General features: G+C 64.5%; 1 protein-coding gene. It reads left to right on the top strand.

All coding sequences use genetic code 11. From position 1 onward, the window contains the following. Positions 1-180 precede the first annotated feature (180 nt). Positions 181-1,719: an IS21 family transposase gene (istA, locus tag B7R24_RS16725; RefSeq protein WP_116420187.1), complete on the top strand. Its 1,539-nt coding sequence runs from the start codon at positions 181-183 to the stop codon at positions 1,717-1,719. The last annotated feature ends 4 nt before the right edge of the window (positions 1,720-1,723 follow it).

Here is a 1,723-nt window from a genome sequence, read left to right on the forward strand (position 1 = left end):
AAACTGCCCATGGGCGGCCAGTAGTTCTGCCCGCTGGTGGCCAGGGGAATTGCCCGCTGGTGGCCACGAGTTCTGCCCACTTCTGTTTCGTGCCCGGACGCGTTGAGCGCCGGGAGCCTCTTCCTGCGATTTGATGACGATGTTTAGTCACATCAAATCTGTTGCGGGAAGAGGCTCTGAATGAAGTCTGACGGAGAAATCATGGAAATACTCGCCGCGTATGACTTGACGGGATCGCTGCGTGCTGCGGCTGCTCTTGCCGGGTGCTCGCATCACACTGTCGGCAAGCATGTTGCCGCCCGCGACGCCGGCCAGCCGATCGCCCAGCCTGCCGAGCGCCCGCGTGTCACGGACCCGTTCATGCCAAAGATCGAGGAATGGGTCGAGGCGTCCAAGGGCAAGATCCGTGCTGACAAAGCGCACGACAAACTCGTTGCTCTCGGGTACGAAGGCTCGGCACGCTCGTCACGGCGTGCGGTCGCGCAGGTTCGTACCGCGTGGCGGTTCGGCCGGGTTCGGGTGCACAGGCCTTGGGTCACAGAGCCTGGTCAGTGGTTGCAGTACGACTTCGGTGACGGCCCGGTCATCGGCGGCGTCAAGACGGTGTTGTTCGTCGCGTGGGTCGCGTGGTCAAGGTTCCGAATCGTGATCGCGCTCCGCGACCGGACCGCACCCTCGGTATTCGCAGCGCTTGATCGTACGTTCCGGATCCTTGGCGGCGCACCAACATATGTGCTGACCGATAACGAGAAAACGGTGACCGTCAGCCATATCGCCGGGGTGCCGGTCAGGAATCGGCAGACCGTGGACTTCGCCCGGCACTACGGGGTCACGGTGCTGACCTGTCAGCCCGCGGACCCCGCATCCAAGGGCGGCGTCGAAGCCTCGGTGAAGCTCGCGAAGGCTGACATCGTGCCGAAGGCCACGAACCTGCTGCCCGAATACGCGACGTTCGCTGAGGTCGAGGCCGCCTGCCAGGCGTTCATGGATCTCGTGAACACCCGCGAGCATCGGGCCACGAGGCGCAAGCCCGCGGTGATGCTCGAGGAGGAACGCCCCCGGTTGCACCGGGTTCCCGACACGGCGCACACCGTCGCGTTCGGCCTGTCACGGCGGGTACCGGATAACACCCCGATGGTCACCTTCGAAAACGGTCAGTACTCGGTGCCCGCGCGACTGCTCGGTGCGAAAGTGTTCGTCCGAACCCACGGTGCCGGCGATAGCGAGCAGGTCATCATCGTGCACCACAGCAGTGATGGGCCTATCGAGGTCGCCCGCCATGACCGGGCCCGGCCCGGTTCCCCGCGAATCATCGAGGAGCACTTCCCCGGCCACACCCCGAAACAGCCCGGCGACTACGTCATCGTGCCCCGATCGAAAGCGGAAGCTGAGTTCCTGGAGATCGGAGCTGGCGCGCACGCCTGGCTACTGGAAGCCGCAGCCGCAGGGACAGCCCGGATGAATCAGAAAATGGCGGAAGCGGTGACCTTGTCAAAGATCGGCGCTGCAGCTGATGTTGATGCGGCGCTGGGTATCGCGGCGACTCATCACCGGTTCGCGAACGGTGACCTGGCCTCGATCCTGAATGCGACCACCCAACAGTCCGCCACCCACACTGCAGCCGAAGAGAAGTCCCTCGCCCAAGGCACCGGCGGGTGGGCCGCGATCAGCACACCACCACCAGCTGTAAGCGATGCCGGGTTGGAGGAGTCCGCGTGAGCGT

It is taken from the genome of Subtercola boreus, assembly GCF_003399645.1.
GTDB lineage: Bacteria > Actinomycetota > Actinomycetes > Actinomycetales > Microbacteriaceae > Subtercola > Subtercola boreus_A.

What these genes read in the sequence shown, in the direction of transcription:
- istA (WP_116420187.1), top strand. Translation starts at nt 181, where the DNA reads ATGAAGTCTGACGGAGAAATCATGGAAATACTCGCCGCGTATGACTTG.